Annotated in this window: 18 protein-coding genes and 19 tRNA genes; 5 read left to right on the forward strand and 32 right to left on the reverse strand. The window is 71.8% G+C overall.

Annotated elements, in window-relative coordinates:
- The 7 genes from HUW36_RS00005 to HUW36_RS00035 form a co-directional block, all read right to left on the reverse strand.
- Positions 1-1,074, reverse strand: a 1,074-nt coding sequence (locus HUW36_RS00005) for a glycoside hydrolase family protein (RefSeq protein WP_174526159.1), incomplete at its 3' end; no start/stop codon positions are given.
- A gap of 141 nt (positions 1,075-1,215) precedes the next feature.
- A complete protein-coding gene (locus HUW36_RS00010) occupies positions 1,216-2,250 on the reverse strand; it encodes a LacI family DNA-binding transcriptional regulator (protein WP_174526160.1) in 1,035 nt (344 codons plus the stop codon).
- 72 nt (positions 2,251-2,322) lie between these two features.
- Positions 2,323-3,450 (reverse strand): glycoside hydrolase family 172 protein, encoded by a 1,128-nt coding sequence (locus HUW36_RS00015; RefSeq protein WP_174526161.1) that lies wholly within the window; start codon positions 3,448-3,450, stop codon positions 2,323-2,325.
- Between the two features lie 31 nt (positions 3,451-3,481).
- Entirely contained in the window at positions 3,482-4,318 is an 837-nt protein-coding gene (locus HUW36_RS00020) for a carbohydrate ABC transporter permease (protein WP_174526162.1), read from the reverse strand.
- Positions 4,318-5,280, reverse strand: a complete 963-nt coding sequence (locus HUW36_RS00025) for a carbohydrate ABC transporter permease (protein WP_217428724.1) — start codon at positions 5,278-5,280, stop codon at positions 4,318-4,320. The genes HUW36_RS00020 and HUW36_RS00025 overlap by 1 nt, the downstream gene beginning before the upstream one ends.
- Positions 5,277-6,605, reverse strand: coding sequence for an ABC transporter substrate-binding protein (locus tag HUW36_RS00030; RefSeq protein ID WP_174526163.1), 1,329 nt, complete (start codon positions 6,603-6,605; stop codon positions 5,277-5,279). The genes HUW36_RS00025 and HUW36_RS00030 overlap by 4 nt, the downstream gene beginning before the upstream one ends.
- Before the next feature lie 244 nt (positions 6,606-6,849).
- A complete protein-coding gene (locus HUW36_RS00035; protein WP_174526164.1) occupies positions 6,850-7,851 on the reverse strand; it encodes a glycoside hydrolase family 113 protein in 1,002 nt (333 codons plus the stop codon).
- Between the two features lie 63 nt (positions 7,852-7,914).
- Between HUW36_RS00035 and HUW36_RS00040 the strand changes: the two genes are divergently transcribed.
- Both HUW36_RS00040 and HUW36_RS00045 read left to right on the forward strand, forming a co-directional pair.
- Positions 7,915-8,496 (forward strand): TetR/AcrR family transcriptional regulator, encoded by a 582-nt coding sequence (locus tag HUW36_RS00040; RefSeq protein ID WP_174526165.1) that lies wholly within the window; start codon positions 7,915-7,917, stop codon positions 8,494-8,496.
- Between the two features lie 29 nt (positions 8,497-8,525).
- Complete coding sequence (locus HUW36_RS00045) at positions 8,526-9,311, forward strand: DUF5984 family protein (RefSeq protein ID WP_174526166.1); 786 nt, start codon at positions 8,526-8,528, stop codon at positions 9,309-9,311.
- A gap of 19 nt (positions 9,312-9,330) precedes the next feature.
- On the opposite strand, the gene HUW36_RS00050 is transcribed toward HUW36_RS00045, so the two are convergent.
- On the reverse strand, positions 9,331-9,969 hold the full coding sequence (locus HUW36_RS00050; RefSeq protein ID WP_174526167.1) for a hypothetical protein: 639 nt from the start codon (positions 9,967-9,969) through the stop codon (positions 9,331-9,333).
- A 62-nt stretch (positions 9,970-10,031) separates the two neighbouring features.
- Between HUW36_RS00050 and HUW36_RS00055 the strand changes: the two genes are divergently transcribed.
- Positions 10,032-11,213, forward strand: coding sequence for a low temperature requirement protein A (locus HUW36_RS00055; RefSeq protein WP_174526168.1), 1,182 nt, complete (start codon positions 10,032-10,034; stop codon positions 11,211-11,213).
- Here the strand turns inward: HUW36_RS00055 and HUW36_RS00060 are convergent.
- Together HUW36_RS00060 and HUW36_RS00065 are read right to left on the reverse strand one after the other, a co-directional pair.
- The gene (locus tag HUW36_RS00060) at positions 11,199-11,789 is read right to left on the reverse strand and encodes a dihydrofolate reductase family protein (RefSeq protein WP_174526169.1); all 591 of its coding nucleotides are present in this window, start codon (positions 11,787-11,789) and stop codon (positions 11,199-11,201) included. The two genes, HUW36_RS00055 and HUW36_RS00060, sit on opposite strands and share 15 nt — an antisense overlap.
- A 66-nt stretch (positions 11,790-11,855) precedes the next feature.
- Positions 11,856-12,695 (reverse strand): helix-turn-helix domain-containing protein, encoded by an 840-nt coding sequence (locus tag HUW36_RS00065; protein ID WP_246247734.1) that lies wholly within the window; start codon positions 12,693-12,695, stop codon positions 11,856-11,858.
- Positions 12,696-12,817: 122 nt separating this feature from the next.
- Here HUW36_RS00065 and HUW36_RS00070 point away from each other — a divergent pair, with 122 nt between their 5' ends.
- A complete protein-coding gene (locus HUW36_RS00070) occupies positions 12,818-13,471 on the forward strand; it encodes a DUF6357 family protein (protein ID WP_174526170.1) in 654 nt (217 codons plus the stop codon).
- The gene (locus tag HUW36_RS00075; RefSeq protein ID WP_281357475.1) at positions 13,453-14,721 is read left to right on the forward strand and encodes a DUF6357 family protein; all 1,269 of its coding nucleotides are present in this window, start codon (positions 13,453-13,455) and stop codon (positions 14,719-14,721) included. Before HUW36_RS00070 ends, HUW36_RS00075 begins: the two co-directional genes overlap by 19 nt.
- Positions 14,722-14,741: 20 nt before the next feature.
- On the opposite strand, the gene HUW36_RS00080 is transcribed toward HUW36_RS00075, so the two are convergent.
- From HUW36_RS00080 to HUW36_RS00180, 22 genes are all read right to left on the reverse strand, one after another.
- Positions 14,742-14,812 (reverse strand) — tRNA-Cys (locus HUW36_RS00080).
- Positions 14,813-14,830: 18 nt separating this feature from the next.
- A tRNA-Tyr gene (locus HUW36_RS00085) sits at positions 14,831-14,914 on the reverse strand.
- Positions 14,915-14,931: 17 nt separating this feature from the next.
- Positions 14,932-15,003 (reverse strand) — tRNA-Val (locus HUW36_RS00090).
- A 38-nt stretch (positions 15,004-15,041) separates the two neighbouring features.
- A tRNA-Glu gene (locus HUW36_RS00095) sits at positions 15,042-15,115 on the reverse strand.
- Positions 15,116-15,120: 5 nt separating this feature from the next.
- Positions 15,121-15,192, reverse strand: a tRNA-Val gene (locus HUW36_RS00100).
- Between the two features lie 4 nt (positions 15,193-15,196).
- A tRNA-Ser gene (locus tag HUW36_RS00105) sits at positions 15,197-15,282 on the reverse strand.
- A gap of 58 nt (positions 15,283-15,340) precedes the next feature.
- Positions 15,341-15,413, reverse strand: a tRNA-Arg gene (locus tag HUW36_RS00110).
- Positions 15,414-15,416: 3 nt separating this feature from the next.
- Positions 15,417-15,490: transfer RNA gene (locus HUW36_RS00115), tRNA-Ile, on the reverse strand.
- A gap of 1 nt (position 15,491) precedes the next feature.
- Positions 15,492-15,578, reverse strand: a tRNA-Ser gene (locus HUW36_RS00120).
- A 5-nt stretch (positions 15,579-15,583) separates the two neighbouring features.
- Positions 15,584-15,655: transfer RNA gene (locus HUW36_RS00125), tRNA-Asp, on the reverse strand.
- Position 15,656: 1 nt separating this feature from the next.
- Positions 15,657-15,733, reverse strand: a tRNA-Ala gene (locus tag HUW36_RS00130).
- A gap of 5 nt (positions 15,734-15,738) precedes the next feature.
- Positions 15,739-15,812 (reverse strand) — tRNA-Leu (locus HUW36_RS00135).
- Between the two features lie 10 nt (positions 15,813-15,822).
- A tRNA-Met gene (locus tag HUW36_RS00140) sits at positions 15,823-15,896 on the reverse strand.
- A 4-nt stretch (positions 15,897-15,900) separates the two neighbouring features.
- Positions 15,901-15,973: transfer RNA gene (locus HUW36_RS00145), tRNA-Leu, on the reverse strand.
- 6 nt (positions 15,974-15,979) lie between these two features.
- Positions 15,980-16,052: transfer RNA gene (locus HUW36_RS00150), tRNA-Gln, on the reverse strand.
- A gap of 2 nt (positions 16,053-16,054) precedes the next feature.
- A tRNA-Gly gene (locus HUW36_RS00155) sits at positions 16,055-16,127 on the reverse strand.
- A 15-nt stretch (positions 16,128-16,142) separates the two neighbouring features.
- A tRNA-Glu gene (locus HUW36_RS00160) sits at positions 16,143-16,215 on the reverse strand.
- 43 nt (positions 16,216-16,258) lie between these two features.
- Positions 16,259-16,331 (reverse strand) — tRNA-Ala (locus HUW36_RS00165).
- A gap of 186 nt (positions 16,332-16,517) precedes the next feature.
- Positions 16,518-16,590: transfer RNA gene (locus HUW36_RS00170), tRNA-Trp, on the reverse strand.
- 68 nt (positions 16,591-16,658) lie between these two features.
- Positions 16,659-16,790, reverse strand: coding sequence for a hypothetical protein (locus HUW36_RS34810; RefSeq protein WP_281357476.1), 132 nt, complete (start codon positions 16,788-16,790; stop codon positions 16,659-16,661).
- 117 nt (positions 16,791-16,907) lie between these two features.
- The gene (locus HUW36_RS00175; protein ID WP_174526172.1) at positions 16,908-17,933 is read right to left on the reverse strand and encodes a hypothetical protein; all 1,026 of its coding nucleotides are present in this window, start codon (positions 17,931-17,933) and stop codon (positions 16,908-16,910) included.
- 149 nt (positions 17,934-18,082) lie between these two features.
- Positions 18,083-18,820, reverse strand: coding sequence for an alpha/beta hydrolase (locus HUW36_RS00180; RefSeq protein ID WP_174526173.1), 738 nt, complete (start codon positions 18,818-18,820; stop codon positions 18,083-18,085).
- Positions 18,821-18,894 lie beyond the last annotated feature (74 nt).

The raw sequence follows: 18,894 nt of genomic DNA on the forward strand, positions 1-18,894 counted from the left end.
CCCCGCCGCCAGCACGTCCGCGCCCACCTCGTCGGCCTGCGCCCGGGTGGGCGCGGTCGGGCCGGCCTGCGCCGGGTCCGGCGCGACGTGCCGGCGGCCACGAACCGAGTACGGCGTGCCGGGTTCGGCGTCACCGAGCAGCACGGTGCCGTCGGCGAGCACCCGGACCGGGATCGGGTCGCTCAGCTCGCCGACGAACCGGCCGTCCTCGTCGTGGTTGAGGAAGGCGAGCAGCTGCCAGGCGCCGTCGGTGTCGCGGACCAGCCGTCCGCTGTAGAGGCTGTCGTCGGTCAACCGCTGTGCCCTGCCGGCGTCGAACGGGCCGAGCAGCGAGTCGCCGGGCACCGCCCACACCCCGCAGGCGCGGGCGTCGCGGCGCCGCTCGGCGAGGTGGTCGCGCAGGCAGGAGAAGATCAGGATCGGCCGGCCGTCGACGATCTCGACCTGCGGCACCTCCAGGTGACCGAAGCCGCTGCCCGGCGCGGTGACCGGCGGCTGCGCCTCCCAGTGCACCAGGTCGTGGGAGCGGGCGTGGGCGATCACGCCCCGGTCGTCGACCGGTCCCTCGTTGGACCGCGCGGTGATCAGCATGTGCCAGCCGTCGCCGTCCGGGTCGGGGAACACCCACGGGTCCCGCCACGCCTCGTCCTGCCACGTGGAGTCGCCGAAGCGCTCGTACCAGCGGCCGGCGGCGGTGAGCACCGGGGAGCTCGGGTGCCGCTCCCAGGTGACCAGGTCGGCCGAGGTGGCGAGGCCGATCCGCTGGACCAGAGCCCGTTCCGTGCTGCCGGCGCCGGTGTAGAACATGTGCCAGCGGCCGTCCGGGCCGGGCAGCACGGAGCCGGTCCATGTGGCCACGTCGTCGAAGGCGGGCCGGTCGGCGGGGACCAGGGCGTCGGCGAGCTGGGTCCAGTCCCGCAGGTCGGTGGAGACCGCGTGGCCGACGCTGGCGCGGAAGTGCCGCCGGTCGGGATCGCCCAGGGCCCGGGACGCGCGCAGGAAGTAGAGGTGGTGGGTGTCGCCCTCACGGGCGAACCAGAAGTCCCAGATCCAGGCGTCGGGAAGTCGCAGCACGGTGGGTCCTTTGGCTCGGCCGCCGTTCGTCCGGCGGCGGTGCGTCGCCGCCACGACGGTCGCGGCGGCGGTGCGGTGGTCCGCCGCGCGGCGTGGGGGTCGGCGCGGCGGGGGTACGGGGGTGGGGTCCGGCGGGGACGATCAGTGCGGAGCGGCGGCGACCGACCGGCGGCGGACCAGCGGGCAGGGCATCACGACCTGCCGGGCGGTCCGCCGTCGGGCCCCCTTGGGCTGGTCGAGCATCTCGACCATGGTCTCCACGGCCCAGGCGCCCATCTCGTAGTGCGGCAGCGCCACGGTGGTCAGGCCGGGGAACAGCCCTTCCGCGATGAGTTCCTGGTTGTCGAAGCCGATCACCGACAGGTCGTCGGGGATCCGCAGGCCGAGTTCGGTCGCGGCCCGGTAGGCGCCCATCGCCATCCGGTCGTTGAAGCAGAACAGCGCGGTGGGCCGGTCGGGGCGGTCCAGCAGCGCCCGGGCCGCCCGGTGGCCCCCGTGGGTGTCGGAGACCTCGGCGAGCACCAGCTCGGGCCGGAACGGCAGGCCCGCGCCGCGCAGCGCCTCCCGGTAGCCGCGCAGCCGACCCCGGGTGGCCGGGATGTCGTCGGTGTTGGTCACGAAACCGATCCGGCGGTGGCCGGCGTCGAGCAGCTCCTGGACGGCGACCCGCCCGCCACCGGTCTCGTCCGGAACCACCGACGGCACGGTCGGATCGCCGCTGGACGCGTCGAGCAGCACCACCGGCATCGGGCGCAGCTCGTCGGGGAGCGCGACCTCCCGGTGGTACATGGTGGCGTAGAGGACCCCGTCGACCCGGTGCTGGGCCAGGGCCTGGATCTCGCGTCGCTCCACCTCGGGGTCGCCCCCGGTGGTGAGCAGCATGAGCACCCAGCCGCGCGCCGATGCCGTCTCCTGCGCGCCGAGGATGATCCGACCGGCGTGCGGGGTGGTGGCGATGACGTCGCTGAGCAGACCCAGGGTGTGTGAGCGCTGCAACCGCAGCCCCCGGGCCAGCCCGTTCGCCGCGTAGCCGAGCTGGCGGGCCGCCGACTCGACGCGTTCGCGGGTCTCCGGGCTGACCCGGGTGCCGGACTTGTTGTTCAGCACGTGGGACACCGTGGTCACCGAGACGCCCGCCGCCGCGGCGACGTCCCGGATGCTCACCTTGGTTCCCATCAGCTCACCATCGCACTGGTCGCGGGGGTCGGACCGTCCGGATTCGACGACCGGCACACGGTATCGGACAGGTCACTCGTCCCACAGGCCGTGCTCGGGCCAGCGGCGCGGCAGACGCTCCTCGACCGGCGGCAGCTCGGGCAGCGGCTTGTGCGGGTGGTGCTGGTACCAGTAGGCCACCGACGAGAAGTCGTTGCCCTGGTCGTTGGCGTGTCCGTGCTCGATGGTCACCTTGATCGACTTCGAGAAGCGCACCGGGTCCTCGATGTGGAACCGGTACATGCTCCACAGCCCGAAGTGCTCCTGCGGGCTGCTGGCCAGGCTGATGCCGTGGTACGGACCGGCGTACGCCCCGCTCGGGAAGCCCCACGCGGCGTTGAAGTAGTCCTCGGTGCCGGTGCCGTGCAACGACGGCGGCCACTGCTCGCCGTCGATGAAGATCATGTCGTCGCCCTCGCCCGGCCAGGTGTACGGCTGGTTGGACGCGTTGTGGTTGTCGATGCTGAGCACGCAGCCGACGTAGTGCCCGGCGCCGCCGTCGGTGTCGAGGATGACGTAGTTGTCCTCGCCGGTGAGGTTGACCCCGGGCAGGTCCCAGGGCGCCGGCACCTCGCCGGGGGCGAGGCCGTTCGGCACCGGCGTACACGGCTTCTCCTGCCGGTAGTACGCGTGGAAGTACGCCACGTCGTCCGGCTTCGCCTCGTCGGTCAGGTCGTAGTCGACGTAGTAGAACAGGTTCTCGATCGGCTTGTCCGACTCGTTGCGGATCACGATCTTCGCGCTGCTGCCGAACGGCATCGGGAAGTAGGAGTTCATCGCGGCGGCGAACGGGCCCTTCGGGCCGCGACGCGGGCCGAACACCATGCTCAGCGGCAACGACACGTAGTGCGTGCAGGTGGCGTGCCCGACCCCGAAGAAGTCGCCCAGCGGGGAGCGGACGCTCGGGTTCTCCTCGCCGTCCCAGTACATCTCGATGACCAGCTTGCGCAGGTACTTCTCGGAGTAGCAGCGGGTGGTCAGCCAGATGTGCTCGATCACGCCGGTGCCGGTGATGTCGGCCAGGACGTGGGTCTCGCCCGGCGGCACGACCGCGAAGTCACGGTTGCCTCCGGTGCGGTCCCAGCTCGACTCCCGCTTGGAGCGGCCGGCCTTGACCCGGGTGAGGCCCGCGAGTGGGCTGGTGGGTCGCCAGAACGACATGGTGGTTCCTTTCAGGGGGTGAGGTGGTGCGTCAGCCCTTGACGGCGCCGAGGCTGAGTCCCGCGACGATCCGCCGCTGCAGCAGCAGCGTCAGCACGACCGCGGGTAGGGAGTAGAGGGTGGCCAGCGCCGTCATCGGGCCCCAGTCGAGCCCGAACTGGCTCTGGAAGTTGGCGATCGCGATCGGGGTGGTCTGCGCCCGGATCGAGGTGAGCAGCAGGGCGAAGAGGAACTCGTTCCAGGAGGCGAGGAACGCGAAGATGGCGGTGACCGCGACGCCGCCGGAGACCACCGGCAGGATCACCCGCAGCAGCGCGGTGAACCGGTCGCAGCCGTCCACCAGCGCCGCCTCCTCGATCTCCCGCGGTACGCCCTCGAAGAAGCTGGCCAGCAGCCAGATCGACAGCGGCAGCGCGACGGTGGTCTGGGCCAGCGCGAGACCGGTGGGGGTGTCGGTGAGCCCGACCGCGCCGAGGATGGTGACCAGCGGGATGCCGATCGCCACCGCGGGCGCCATCCGCACCAGCAGCGAGCCCGCCATCAGCACCCGGCCGGCGCGGGTCCGGTAGCGGGTGATGCCCCAGGCGGCCGGGACGGCCAGCGCCATCGACAGCAGCGTGGCGATCGTCGCGGTGCTGACGCTGTTGACGAACGAGGCGGTCACCCCGGGCCGGTTCAGCGCGGCGACGTAGTTCTCCAGGCTGAACCGCTGCGGCAGCACGGTCGGCGGCACCGCGATCGCGTCGACGGCCGGCTTGAACGAGGTGAGCACCAGGTAGACGAAGGGGAAGCCGTAGATCACCACGACGGCGACGGCGGCGGCCCAGAGCAGCCCGGTACGGATTCTGGCGGCGAGCAGGTGCGACATCAGGACTCCTTGCCCGGTCGCCAGATGGTCAGCACCGCGACCATCGCGACCACCATCATCACGATCATGAACAGCGTGCTGGTGGCGGCGGCCGTGCCCGGGTCGTTGTAGCCGACCATCGTCTTGTAGATGGTCAGGCTCAACGTCTCCGAGGCCGACTGGGGGCCACCGTCGGTCTGGATGAGGATCACGTCGAACGCCCGGGCGGCGTCCACGCCCCGGATGATCAGCGCCACCGCGATCACCGGTCGCAGCAGCGGCAGGGTCACGCTGACCAGCAGCCGCAGTCCACGGGCCCCGTCGAGACGGGCCGCCTCGTACAGGTCCGGCGGGATGGCCTGCAGGCCGGCGTAGAGCACCAGGGTCATGAACGAGGTGGTGAGCCAGATGTCCGGCAGGGCAACCGAGAAGAGCACCAGGTCGGGGTCGCTGAGCCAGGAGACGTCCCCGGGGTCGCCCAGGACGCCGACCCGGGTGAGCAGCTCGTTGACGATGCCGACGTTGTCGATCATCAGGAACCGCCAGAGCAGACCGGCGACCACCGGCGCGATCATCAGCGGATAGAGGAAGAGCGTCTGCAGGATCCGGGCCTTCGGCCCGAGCCGGTGGAACAGCAGCGCCACGGCGAGGCCGAGCAGCAGTTCGGCGGCGACCACGACGACCGTGTACGCGACGGTCCGCCCGGCCGCCGCCCGGATGCCCGGGTCGGTCAGCGCCGTGACGTAGTTGTCGAGCCCGGCGAAGCTGCGCCCGTCCCCCAGCCCGGAGCCGGTGTAGAGGCTGTCCGCGGCCAGCTTGACCAGCGGCCAGCCGACCAGCGCGAGCAGCACCACCGCGGCCGGCGCGGTGAGCAGGGCCGCGTACCCGGCGTCCGACAGCCCCCGGCGGGTACGGCGCCGGCCGGCCCCGGGTGGCGGGGACGGTGCGGTCCGCGGCGGTGCTGCCTGCGCTGTCGGGCTCACTTGACGATGCCCTCGATCTGGGTACGGGCGGCCTTGAGCAGGGCGGCGTAGTCGGCGCCCGGGGTGAGCGCCTTCTGGATGGTCGGCACCAGGACGCTGTCGACGATCCGCTGCCAGTGCGGGCTGGCCGGACGCGGCCTGGTGGCACTGGCGTTCAGGGTGGCCAGCAGCGGGCCGAACGACTCGAAACCGGGCTTCTCGGCGAACGACTGGTACGCCGACTTGCGGGCGGCCAGGCCGAGGCTGGTCTCGATGCTCAGTGCGTTGTTGTCGTACGCCGCCTTGATGAACTGCTTGGCCAGGTCGGCCTTGCCGCCGCCCTGCGGGATGGAGAGGTACCACGGGCCGGGGATGCCGGCCACGCCGGCGGTGCCACCGATCATGGGGGCCGCGCCGACCTTGCCGGCGACCTTGGCGTCGGCCGGGATCTGCCGGTACGCGTGTGCCCAGAACCGGGTCATCGCGGTCTGGCCCTGGTTGAACAGGTTCTGCGCGGCGTTCCAGTCGGTCTGCGCCGCGCCCGCCGGGGCGACTTTGTGCTTGTTGTTCAGGTCGGCGTAGAAGGTGAGCGCGGCAAGGTGCTGCGCGTTGTCGACGATGACGTTGCCGCTGTCGTCGAGGACCACGCCGGGCGAACCGGCCTGCAGGACGTGGGCCAACCACTCGGTCTCCACCGCGCCCTTGACGTCGGTGCCGTAGAGCTTCTGCTCGGGCCGGGTGAAGAAGGTGGCGATGTCGGTGAACTGCTGCCACGTGGTGGGCGGGGCGAGCGGGTAGCCGTACCTGCGCTGAAAGGCGGCCTTCTCCTTGCTGTCCTCGAACAGATCCTTGCGGTAGAAGAGGATCTCGCTGTTGGTCCAGACCGGCATGCCGATGAACCGGCCGTCGGACTGGGCCTCCTGGACCAGTGCGGGGAAGAGGTCGTTCTTCACGTCGGCGGTGAAGAGGTCGTCCAGCTTGTCGAGCTTGGCGGCGAACAGCGGGATCCAGACCGCGTCGACGGCGCAGACGTCGAACGACGGCTTGCCGCTGGACAGCTCGCTGGTGAGCCGGTTGAACAGGCCCTCGTAGGGCAGCTCGACCAGGTTGACGGTGGTGCCGGTGTCCTTCGTGAACGTGTCCGCCACCGGCTGAAGCTCGATCTTGCCGCCGCCCTCGCAGGCCACGGTGAGGGTCTTGTCGCCGCCGGAGTCGCCGGTGCCGCCACCACCCGCGCCACACGCGGCGGTGCCGAGCAGCGCCGCCGTGCCGGCGCCGATGCCGAGACCGAGGAAACCGCGGCGGGGCCAGCCGCCGGTTGTCGCCGGGATGCCGTCGAGGGCCATGATCTGTGCTCCGTTCAGGGATCGCCGGGCGCGTGGGGGCGCGCGCCGGAGCGCGTGGGGGAATCGATCGCCGTGGGTGCCAAAACCTTTTGGCAAAAGCTTTTGGCACAATCTAGGAGCGCCCTTCGTAGCAGTCAAGTGTCGAATCTGTGACGACGACGTGTCCGGCCCGGACCGTCGGCGCCGTCAGCGGCACGGACGGCGGGCGCACCAGGGCTCGGCATGGTCGAGGCGGTTCTCCCGCTCAGGCCGCCCGGCGGGAACGGCCGTACTCGGCGAGGGCGTGGAACGCGGCCTTGGGGGTCCACGAGCCGTCCGGCAGCACCCGCACGATCCCCCGCGAGGCCAGGTCGTAGTCGTGCTCGGGGTCGTCGGTGGTCGGCAGGTGCCGGTTCGCGAACGTGTACACGAAGGCCGCCTCCACCCCGCCGGCCTCGTAGTCGCGCAGCAGGTCGACGAGGTAGCGGGCCTGGCCCTCCTCGTCGCGCTCCAGCGTCCGGGTGAGCGTCGCCGCCCGGCCGTGGTCGTCGTAGGTCACCGGCTCCGTCGCGCCCGCGACGTCGGCCGCGCCCCGGTACGTGCAGCACCCGAACTCCGTCGCGGCGTACGGCTTGCCCTGCCCCACCGCCGCCGCCAGGCTCCGCGGGAACGCCTCGGCGTTCGTCGCGTCGCGGTAGCCGGCGTCGCTGGCGATGATGTCGAACAGCGCCCAGTCGACGTCCTCCAGCGGGATCGAGGCGTACCCGACGGGGCCACCGAAGCGCTCGCGGACCGCGGGGACCGCCCGCGCGAGGAAGTCGCGTACCGCGGCGCGGGCGGCCGGGACCGCCTCCCGCATCCGCATCGGGTCGGTGAACAGCGCCATCCGCTCGGCCAGGTCACGGCCGGGGAGGAAGCCGTCGGTGAACATGGAGATCTCGGAGCCGGTGAGGTACACGACCGGGGCGCCGCCACGCCGCAGCCGCTCGGCGCGCTCGGCGCCGTCGAGCAGGAACTCCAGGAGCCCGTCGCGATCGAGCCCGTTGGTGAACGGGCAGTACCACACCTCGAGCCCCGCCTCGGCCGCCAGCCGCGCGGTCAGCTCCAGCCGGTCCTGGACGCCGCCGGTGATCCGTACCGCGTCGCAGTGCAGCTCGTCGCGGATGACCCGCAGGTCGCTGCGTACGGTCTCGGGGTCGAACGGCTCGTGGGTGGTGGACCCGGCGCTCACGAAGCCGGTGTCGTAGTTCATGCCGAAGACGCGCATCAGGCAACCCCTCTCCAAGGTACGTTGCGTACCCTACAAGGTACGGCGGGTACCCTACAAGGCATGGGCACGCGGCGTCGGGGTGAGGAACTGGAACAGGCGATCCTGCGGGCCGCCGCGGAGGTGATGCGCGAGTCCGGATACGCGGGCATGACGATGGACCGGGTCGCCGCCCGTGCCGGAACCAACAAGAACGCCATCTACCGTCGGTGGCCGCACCGGGCGGCGCTGGGCATCGCGGCGTACCGCCACCTGTCCGACGCCGCCCTGCCGAGCCCGGACACCGGCACGCTGCGCGGCGACGCGCTGGAGATGCTGCGGCGGGCCAACGAGACGTGGTCGTCGCCGCACGGAGCCATCCTGCGCGGCCTGCTCGCCGCCGCGGCCGACGATCCGGAACTGCTCACCCTCATGCGCGCCCGGTCCGGCGCCGACGCCATGGACCTGGCCTGGATCGCCATGCTCGAACGGGCCGTGGCCCGGGGCGAGGCGCCGGCGGCGGCCGTCCGTCCCCGGGTGGCGACCACGCCGATGATGCTGCTCCGCGCCGAGTACGCCATGCGGGGCATCCCCTCGGTCCCCGACGAGGTGCTCGTCGACATCGTCGACGAGGTGTTCCTGCCCCTGGTACGCGGTCGCGGCTGACGCGACGCCGGCCGGTGGATACTGCTTCGATGATCAGGTTCCGCTTCGCGCTGTGCCCCCTGGACGAGGTGTCGCCGTGGGGCGGCGACCGCCCGACACTCCACTGGTTCGGGCTCACCGAGGGCTGGTACTGGCTCGAAGCAGGCGGGCGGGAGCTGCTGCGCCGCACCCGGCACCCGGGACCACGTCCCTACGTCGACTACTACCTGGCCCGGCTCTGGGAGGACGTCATCGCCCTCACCCCCGACGTACGGGAGCCGGTGCCCGCGGATCTGGTGTCCTTCGTCGAGTCCCGTCGCGGGCAGTGGACCCGCGACCCGTTCGAGTTCGAGCCGGAGGACCACCGGACCATCGGCGGCGAGGCGGACCGGCCCGACCACCCCGCCGTCACGGCGGCGATCTGGCACGGCGAGCACCACCTGGACCTCGGATACCTGCGCAACCCGCCCCGGCTCCGGTTCTGGCGCACCGTCCGGGACGACCGCGACGAGGTCACCGTGGACTGGCGGCACGAGGACGACGGCGAGATCGGCTTCACGGCCGGGGCCGAGGTCCGGCTCCGCGTCCCGACCACCGCGTACCTCGACGCCGTGCACACCCTCGACCGCGAGCTGATGGACGCCATGGGGCAACGGGTCGAGGAGCTGGAGCGGCGCGGTGGGCCATCGGGCGTGGACCTCGATCTCGTCGCGTTGCGGCGCGAGCACGAGGACCGGCGGCACTGGCTGTCCCGCAACCTCGACCGCCGTCCGACGACCGACTGGGCGGCGGTCCGCCACGGCGCCCGCCTGCTGCTCGCCTCGCCACTCCCCTGACGTCGCCCGCCGGGACCCGTCAGGCGTCGGCCGGGTGGTACTCCACGCCGTCCACGCCCGGCGCAACGACTGCGGCGTACCGCCTGCCGGCGGTGACCTCGTGGTCCCCGTCGACCTCGAAGCCGATGAGCGCCCGGTGGAACGGCACCTCGCCGTGCACGGCCACGGCCACGTCCGCCAACCACCTGTCGAGCGCACCGCGCCACGACAACGACTCCACGCCGCTGGACCGGTCGAAGGGGTAGCCGCCGATCCGGTCGTCGACGCGCGCCAACGCGCCCAAAGGCAGATAGAACTCCAGCGTGTCCACGTTCTCGTACCGGAACAGGAGGCTGCCGCAGACGACCCGGGCGCCCGAGGGCAGCGTCAGCGTTCCGAGGAGGTGACCGTGCTCGTGGAGGGCGGCCACGCCGGGCTCGGCGGCCGCGAACCCGGGCCCGTCGGCCCGGCGCACGTGGCAGCCGCGCACGCCGGCGGCACGCCACAGCGACAGCAGGGCCCGGTCCACGGTGTCGTCGTCGGCTGCGCCGAGGAGCAGGCAGAGTTCGTAGAAGCCACCCGTCCAGTTCTCGTCGTCGGTCATGTCGTCCGCGCTCGTCACCGCGCCAGGATCCCTGATCCGGGCCTGGCCGGTCGACAGCACCGGCTGACGCGTCACCCCCACGATCGCATGGCAGAATGCCACCAGACCTGGAGCAAAGCGGCGAAGCGGGCGAACCGATGACGACGAGCAGGGCGGCCGAGCTGCTGCGGAGGCCCGGGGAACCGCAGCGGGCCACGTTCCTGGAACTCTTCTTCGACCTGGTGTTCGTCCTCGCGCTCGCCCAACTCTCGCGCACCCTGGCCGAGGACCTCGGATGGGGTGGTGCCTTCCGGGCGCTGGTCCTGCTGGGCGCCATGTGGTGGGTCTGGTCCAGCACCGCGTGGCTTACCGACCGGACCGACCCGCAACGACCGGTGATCCAGGCGCTCGTCGTCACCACCATGGTCGGCAGCCTGGTGATGGCCGCCGCGGTGCCCGAGGCGTTCGGGGAAACCGGCCTGATCTTCGCGGGCGCGTACGTCGCCGTGCAACTGAGCCGCGGGATCGTCCTGACCGCCGTCCTGCGCGGCCAGGACCTGCAGCGCAACGCCATGCGCGGGCTGATCTGGTACGGCCTGTCGGCGCTGCCGTGGATCGCCGGGGCGCTCACGCACGGCGCGGCGCGCGGAGCGCTGTGGGCACTCGCGGTGGTCCTCGACCACACGGCGGGCAGAATCGGCTTCCCCACCCCCGGTGCAGGTCGGGTCCCCGGCCGCGACCTCGTGATCTCCGGCGAGCACCTGTCCGAGCGCTACCGGCAGTTCTTCATCATCGCCCTGGGCGAGCTGATCCTGGTCACCGGACTGTCGCTGAGCAGCAGCGGCTTCGCGCCTGCCGGAGCTGCCGCGTTCGCGGTGTCCGTCGCGACCACGGTGCTGCTGTGGCGGATCTACATCTACCGCGCCGGTGAGGTCCTGGCGGAGGCGATCGTCGCCTCCCCCGACCCGGTCCGTCTCGCCCGGTCGGCGTCGTACACCCACCTGGCCATGGTGGCCGGTGTGGTCGTCACCGCCGTCGGCGACGAACTCGTCATCGCACATCCACTGGGACACACCCCACCGGCCTGGATCGCCGTCCTCCTCGGCGGACCCGCGCTGTACCTGGCCGGGCGCGCCCGCTTCGAGCACGCCGTGTTCGGACGCGTGTCCCGGTCCCGGCCGCTCGGCGTCCTCGCGCTGGCCGTCCTGGCACCGGCGATGCTGCTCGTGCCGCCGGTCGTGGTCGCCGGCGCCGCCGCTGTCGTGCTGACCGGGGTCGCCCTGTCCGACATGGCCCGCGCCCACGGACGGCCGCCCGAGCCGCCGTCACCGCCCCGCTAGGCGTACCCGGTAGCGCAGGTGGAGCACCCGGTCGCCCTGGATCACCACGTCCGGGTCGGCCAGCAGGTGCTGCGCGTCGACCGACCCGAAGTAGCGCTTGCCGGACCCGAACACCACCGGTACGACGTCCATGCGTACCTCGTCGACCAGGCCGGCGGCGAGCACCTGGCCTCCGACGTCGCCGGCGGCGACCTCCACGACGCGGTCACCCGCGAGCTCCTGCGCCATGGCCACGGCTGCCTCGACGCCGTCGACGAAGTGGAACGGCGCCTCGCGGTCCCAACCCTCGGGCTCCGGCCGGTGCGTCACGACGACCACGTGGTCGACCCCGCTCGGCGGCGTCCCGTCCCAGCCGTCCGTCAGGTCGAAGACGTGGCGGCCGACGACCGTCACGCCGATCTGGTCCCAGTACGGCCGGACGTAGTCGTAGGACGCCTGCGACACCGTGAGCGCGCCGCTGGAGTCCAACGGGACGTCGCCGCTGGACAACCAGTCGAACAGCGGCCCGGGCTGGTCGTTCTCGTCCGCGACGAAGCCGTCGACCGACACCGAGCTGTACATGACCACCGTGCCCACTCCGGCTCTCCTCTGCCTCGGGTGCCCCCAAGCTAGCGTGCCGTGAGCTGCCGTTCTTGTAGGAAATCAATCGGCCGGCAGCGGCCAGCCGTCCATCGCGTGGCCGGGGTGCTCGTGCAGGAAGCGCCGCCGGACCTCCACGTACCGGGTCGGTGTGAGTCCGGTGAACGCCCGGAACTCGTGGCCGAAGTGGGCCTGGTCGAAGTAGCCGGCCCGGCCGGCGAGGTCGCCCCAGTCGACCGGCCCGGCGGGATCGATCGCGAACACGGCCGCGGCGAAGCGGTAGGTGCGGGCCAGCCGCTTCGGCGTGACACCGACGAGCGCCTTGAACCGCTGCGCCAGATGGGTGCTGCTGACGCCGGCCGCCACGGTGAGGTCGCCGATCGCCACCGCGCCGCCGGTCGCCGCGATGACGCCGCTCGTCCGGCGGACCAGCCCCAGGCCGGCGGTCTCGCCCAGGCGTCGCAGCAGGTCCTCCTCGAGCAGCGTCAGCATCTCGTGCGGCCCGGCCGCGGTGGCCAGCCGGTCCCGCAGCTCGGCGACGGCGGCCCGGCCCCAGACCTGCTCCAGCGTCACCGGCCGGTCGCGCAGCTCGACCGCCGGCATCGGCAGGAACGGCGCCAGCCCCCACGGCTTGACGTGCACGCCGACGGACCGGGTCGCCGGCGGATAGCCGAACTCGAAGGCGCGGGTGGGCGTGGTGATCACGCAGCCGTCGGCGTACTCGGCCGCATCGACGTCGGTGCCGGCGCGGATACGGAACGGGGCCCCGAGGTTGACCACGAGCAATGCCGCCGGCATCGGCGGCAGCGTCAGCCTGGCGTACGGCGGCGCGCCCTCCAGGTAGTAGAGGTCGTCGATCAGCCCGTCCAGCGGCGGTCGCGGCACCCGGGACACGTACTCCACGCCCACAGCTTCGCCGACGCCCACCGGCCCCGCCAGCACCGCGCGCCCACCGTCGGGGCCGGGGCGAGATTGCGGTGATCCACTAGGCTGGTGGAGCCGTCACACCCGACCTGAGGACGCCCATGGCCCGCCCGTACCGTCCCGGACCGAAACAGTTCGTCTTCGCCGTCGGCGACGGCAACGACCAACGCGTCTCGGTGGCCGACCCACAGGAGGCCTACGAGGCGTTGGCGGAGTTCATCCGCGATCGCGAATCGGACACCTACACCATCGAGGACGAGCCCGCGGGGCAGCGTCTGGTGCTCATGCCGCTGCTCGGGATGATCTCCCGGTTCAGGGACACGGGCCAGCCTCGCTCGGAACATCTCCGGGTCGAGCGGGGCAACCGCTATCTCCCCAGCGCGATGCTGTTCTTCGAGAACGGATACGCCGGCCTCGACCACTTCGGCCAGTGGCTGTCCGACCTCTCCGACGTCGACGCGTCACCGGAGGCCCGCGGTGCCGCCCGCGCCGCCACGATCACGACCGAAGCAGCGGCGATCGACGAGGTCATGCGGATCTGGGCGGATTCGGGCTACGTCGACCCGACGGACCAGTTCTACATCTTCTTCGACTCGCACGGCGCCGACGACGACCGCGCCGAACGGGCCGAACTGCTCCAGCTGATCGAGTTCCTCGGTCTCGAACGGGTCGACGCCCCGGCCGGGGCAGCCGAGGGCGAAGTCTGGGTACGCGCCGACCCGCGCCTCGACGCGGAATGCGCCAGGTGGTCGTGAACCGCGCCACGAGAGACGTCGTCTTCACGCGTGGCAGCGGCTGGATGCCGACCGTGATCCGCGAGGACGGCGAGCTGAGGCTGATGCTCGCCGCCGGCGCCGACGCCAACCACGAGCCCCGCACGTTCACGTTCCCGATCGGGGAGGCCCACCTCGCGGTGATCCGCGAGGATCTGGCCCGGCACCTCCTGCTGTGGAGCGCGGTCCTGCCGCTGTGCGACGCCGCCGGCACCCGGGGGCGACTCGACGAGGACGCCGCCGTCGCGCTGCTGGACCCGGTCCTGCTCTCCGCACCCGCGGACGTCGACGCGCTCTTCCGCCGGATCCGGTGGGACCGGAGCCGGCTCGTCGCCCACGGCGCCGACATCGCCCTCCTGGAGCGCGGTCGGGTCTGCGAGGCGATGCGCACGGCGACGGAGGTGCCGAACGAGAAGCGTGCCCAGGAGGATCACGCGAACCGCCGTCGCGCCGCGCGCGGGACGGTCCTCGGGCCGCTCGACGCGGCGATCCTGCGGTACACGGGCCAGTACCTGCACGGCGCGACCGTTCCACGGCGGACGCCCGACGCCGTCGACCCCGCGCTGCTGCCCGAGGTCATGCGGGTGATCGCCACCGCCGAGCAGGCGTGTGCGGGGATGCGGATCGACCTCGATCCGCGGCGGGGGAACCGGGCCACGGACAAGCACGAATGGGATCGGACGGCGGCCACCGTCGACGTGGCCGTCCGCCGCGCGCATCCCGAACTCGTCGACGACGCGGTGCGTACGGTGAGCTTTCTGATGTGCGCGGAGGTCGCGGACCGGTCCAGGAGCACCCCGGTGGAGGACGGCCACGCCGACCTCGGTGAGAGCGCGAAGGCGGCCCTGACGTTCACCGACGACAAGGGCGGCGAGAAGTCGTGGCGACGCGACGGTCCGCGCACCGCCTCCGCCGAGTTCTGGCAGTTCGTCGCCGATCGCTCCGGCACGGACAACGAGGTGTTCACCATCGAGGACGAGGCGATGGGCGAGGGCGTCCAGCTGCACTTCTACGCGGACTCGATCGCCCGGATCACCACCGTGCGCCCCGGGGAGGCCGGGTCGGATCCGCAGTACCGGGTGGAGTACCGGCTGGTCGACGGGCTCGCCGGGTACCGGAGCCTGGTGGACGCCTTCGTCGGCGGCGGCTGTGCCGCACTCGACCGGTACGGTCCCTGGATGTCGGACGTCGCCGAGTTCGAGCGCGCACGCCGTCGCCGCGCCGACCGGTAGTCACAGTGGATGGCACTTCGAGGCCGTGACCGGATTCGAACCGGCGTACGCGGTTTTGCAGACCGCTCCCTGACCACTCGGGCACACGACCAGGACACAGGGCATTGCGTGGGAGCGGCGAGATTCGAACTCGCTCAGCGCGAACGCACCGGTTTTACAGGCCGGCCCACCTCACCGTCGGTGGCGCGCTCCCCTCGACCCGGAGGCCGGTGCCCGCGGAAGGTGTCGAACCTCCGACCTCCTGGGTGTGGACCAGGTGCTCTCCCGTTGAGCTACGCGGGCGTACGCGAGAGGGGTGGGATCCGCCCCCCTCGCCGCAATGGTCGCGCGTGCGGGACTCGAACCCGCTTCACCAGCGTGAAAGGCTGGGGGCCTACCCATGACCGAACGCGCGTCGCGTGCCCCGGGCTGGTGTCGAACCAGCGGCCTTCGGCTTGTCGAGCCGACGCTCTCCCGCTGAGCTACCGGGGCGTTGCGGTGAGGGAGGGAGTCGAACCCCCAAGGCCCTGCGGCCCTGTCCGCTTTCGAGGCGGCGCCCGTCGCCGGTCGGGTGGCCTCACCGCGAGTCGGGCCGGTCACGCCCGCCGGTTTCCCGGACCGTGCGCGACATCCCGATGCGTGCCCCCGGCGCGATTCGAACGCGCGACCCCTGGATTCGTAATCCAGTGCTCTGTCCGCTGAGCCACGGGGGCATGTGTCGTCGGGCGGACTCGAACCACCGACCTCTTCCTCATCAGGGAAACGCTCTGACCTGCTGAGCCACGACGACCTGGCGGAGAGGGAGGGACTCGAACCCCCGACGGTGTGACCCGTTACGGGTTAGCAACCCGCTGCCTTGCCAACTCGGCCACCTCTCCGTGCGCGCCCCGTGCCGGGATCGAACCGGCGACCTTCCGCTCGACAGGCGGATGCTCTCCCACTGAGCCAACGGGACATGGTGGAGTCGGGCGGAGTCGAACCGCCGGCCTCTTCGGTGCGAGCGAAGCGCTGCTACCACCTGAGCTACGACCCCATGCGTACCCGGAGCGCGATTCGAACGCGCACTGTCCCCGCCCTGAACGGGGTGCCTCCTGCCGTTGGGCTACCCGGGCATGTGTTACGTGCCGACGCCCGGCCTCGAACCGGGGGCCTCTCCGTCATGAGCGGAGCGCTCTGGCCGTCTGAGCTACGTCGGCGCGGTGCCCTCGGCGCGAGTCGAACGCGCACTGGCGACGTCCTCAACGTCGGGCCTCTACCGTTGGGCTACGAGGGCGTTGCGCTCCCGGGCCAGGATTCGAACCCAGCTCTCCGCAACCAGAATGCGGCGTCCTACCTGACTGGACGACCCGGGAAGGGTGGCCGGCGGGCATCGAACCCGCTGCTTCGGTGTGGAAGACCGACGTGTCCGCCGAGTTCACCACGACCGCATGACATGCCGTGCGTAGGCCGTACGGGACTCGAACCCGTAACCGTCCGGCTGAGAACCGGATGAGCTGCCAATTGCTCCAACGGCCCGCCGACGCACCCTCCCCGATGTGGCCGGGGGTGCGTCCGAACGTGGAGAAGAGGGGAATCGAACCCCTGACCTCCGCCCTGCCGAGGCGGCGCTCTGCCAGCTGAGCTACAACCCCATGGTCCGGGACCAGCGAGTCGAACGCTGTTTCTCCCGCTCCCAAAGCGGGCGGGTTACCGTCTCCCTCGTCCCGGAGGGAATCGCCCCCGGCCGGCCCGCACAGGCGCCGGCCGGGGATCGTCTTCATGCCGTCCACTGTGGAGTTGAGAATCGACGACGCCGCCGGCCGTGGCCGTGGCGAAAGCAGGGGCGACAGGATTCGAACCTGCGACCTTCGGTATTGGAGACCGGTGCTCTACCCGTTGAGCTACGCCCCTGTGTGTCCGGGTAACGAAAAAGCCGCCCTGTCCCGTTCGGGTGGGCGGCTTGTCAGCTTCCGCTGGCGCTATTCGCGCCGCCACCCCGGCTTCCAGTTCTGCTCACTCGCACACAGCTCGCGGGCTCGCCCGATCGAGCGCAGCACGACACCGCCGCGCGGCATGAGCCGCGTGGTTTCGGTGGACGCATACTGCTTCACGGGGAACTCCTTGATTCGTGCCGGTTGACCTTGCCCTGACAACAGTAGGGCCGATGCCGGAGGGTTGGCAAAGGATATTCCGGAGTCACGCTCGCCTATCTCGGTCGGCCGCGCCGCTCAGGCCTCGGCCAGGATGATCCGGACCGCGAGCAGGTGCCCGTCGACGTCGTGGTCGACCTCGACCGGGAAGACTCCGTCGCCCCACCTGGTCATGGCGAACATGATCTGCGCGTCGCCGAACGTGAGGGTGCCGCTCTCCGTGTCGCTGGCGCGCACCTGGCGCATCACCTCCCAGTGGTGGGAGTGCGGCCGGAAGTCCACCGCCATCTTCCGGCCGGGCTCGGCGTCGCGCCAGGCCTGCACCGTCATCGCCCGTCGCAGGGCCGAACGCAGCGGCAGGTCCGTCCAGCCGAAGCAGCTCTCGTCACCCGGTGCGGTCAACGGTGCGGCGGTGAACTCCGCGGCGGCCTCCGGGGCGTCGACACCCCAGAACGCGACGTCGGCGAGGCCGTCCGACGGCTCCTCGTGGCGCCACAGTGCGAGGGCGTCCGGGTCGGCGAAGGCCAGCCGAGCCGCGTCGACGCCGACCACGCCGATCTGGACGGTGGCGGCCACGGGCGCGTCACGGACCCGGACGACGATCTGGTGCCAGCCGTCCCACGGCCCGTCGGATCGTTCCGCCTCCACCGTGACGGCTGCGGCGGGAAGGCCGTCCACCGCCACCGCGGGCAGCCCGAAGACGGTGAACCCCGGCTGGCGTTCGACCGCGCACCGGCGCGCCCGCTCCCGGTGCGGCACCTGCGTCTCGGCGCGCTCCACCGCGGCCGTCCACCCGTGCTCCCGGCAGTGGTCGTCGAACCGTTGCTCCCAGGCGTCCTGACGCGAGGCGGGAACGTCGTAGTGGTAGCGCCCGCGCCGGACCGGGAACGACGCACTCGCGGACTCCGCGTCCGGACCGACCACCGTGTAGTCCGCGGATCCGGCGACCTCGGCCAGCAGGACCGGATCCTCGAAGCCCAGGCCGCGTGGATCCAGCTCGTTCGGCGGCCTGCTTCCCGACCACATGCCCAGCATTCCCCCGTCGATGATCACGAGCTGGCCGGACGGGCACCGGACCTCACCGAGCGGAACGATCTCTCCCATGGCGCGGCAGTCTACGCAGCCACCGAACGCTGCCGCGTCCAGCGGCGCAACGTGCCGCGCGCGGCCGGTCAGGTTCCACCGAAGCCGGTATCGAACGGGTGCCCGCCGTCCCCCCGGCCGCGAGGGCCGGGGCGGACGGCGGGCTCACCTCACTTACGGACCCCGTCGACCGCCTGCATGATCATGTCGGTGACCGCCTGGGGTTGGCTGACCATGATGACGTGGGAACCCTCGACCTCGGAGATCGACGCTCCGGCGCGCTCGGCCATCATGTGCACCACGTCGGTGCCGGCGGCCTTGTCGCCGGTGGCCACGGCGGCCCAGGCCGGTCGGTCCCGCCAGGCGGGCGTCCCGTTGGGCTGAGAGAAGGCCAGTGAGGACACCGGCCGTTGGGTGGCCGCCATGACGGCCGCCTGCCGCTCGGGGACGTCGGCGGCGAACGCGTCATGGAACTTCGCCGCGTCGATGAGGAACTCGGTCTCCATCCCCCGCTGCGTCGGATACTTCACCTCGTTCAGGGACGAGGTGAGGACGCTGTCGCGGGAGTTGCCCTCGATCGCCATGAGCGTCTCGCCCTCGTCGGGGGCGAACGCGGCGACGTAGCCGAGCCCGACCACGTTGTCGGCGCGGGACGCCGCGTTCGTGATCACCGCGCCCCCGTAGGAGTGGCCCACGGCCACCACCGGACCATCGGTCTGTTGCAGGGCGGAAGCGACGTATGCCGCGTCCTCCTCGATCCCGCGCAACGGGTTGGAGACGGACTTCACCGGGACGTTCGCGGCCTGGAGGCGTTCGACGACGCCGTTCCACCCGGAGCTGTCCGCGAAGGCACCGTGCACCAGGACGACGGTCGGGCTGCCGTTGCCGGCTGAGGCCATGCTGGTCATCGCGAGTTTCCTTCCATCGCTGTCAGGGACTCGACGCCCGCATTCCCGTCCGGTGCCGGCTCAACCGGCCTGCG

This window comes from Micromonospora maritima, from assembly GCF_902825405.1.
In the GTDB taxonomy this organism is placed as follows: Bacteria; Actinomycetota; Actinomycetes; order Mycobacteriales; family Micromonosporaceae; genus Micromonospora; species Micromonospora maritima.